Origin of the sequence: Chroococcidiopsis sp. TS-821, assembly GCF_002939305.1 — a bacterium.
GTDB lineage: Bacteria > Cyanobacteriota > Cyanobacteriia > Cyanobacteriales > Chroococcidiopsidaceae > Chroogloeocystis.
In genome coordinates, this window is the sequence record NZ_MVDI01000040.1 from 1 (window position 1) to 429 (window position 429).

1 protein-coding gene is annotated in these 429 nt (G+C 46.2%); it reads left to right on the top strand.

Annotated elements, in window-relative coordinates; translation table 11 throughout:
* On the top strand, positions 1–266 hold a 266-nt coding region (locus B1A85_RS24130), incomplete at its 5' end, for a hypothetical protein (RefSeq protein ID WP_168192469.1).
* Between the last annotated feature and the right edge of the window lie 163 nt (positions 267–429).

A 429-nucleotide genomic window follows, 5' to 3' on the forward strand; every position in this document is an offset into this window, starting at 1 on the left:
AAGTTGCGATCGTCGTTGCTGAACTAGGTCCGATGCCATCAGGATCGAATCGCAGTACACCTGTGTTAGTGTTGTACAAGAAATTGGCACTACTACCTAAAGGTGTAGGATTAGCGCCACTCACAACCACGCCTGTCTCTGCTGCTGTCGTCCTCAGCTTGACACCACGCACCAAGCCATTACCAAAACCTGTGCTAGAGAATGTCAAGCGATCGTCAAAACTAAAATCGGTGATGATGTCTCCCCCTTCTTTTGCTTCCTTGTAAAAGAAATTATCGGCACCGCCACCACCTGTCAGCGTGTCTTTACCTAGACCGCCTTTGAGGGTATTTTACCTGTATTTCCTACTAACTTATCAGCAAAGTTAGAACCAATCAGATTTTCAATTCCAGTTAATGTATCTCGCTTGACAAGTGCGTCGTACCATGC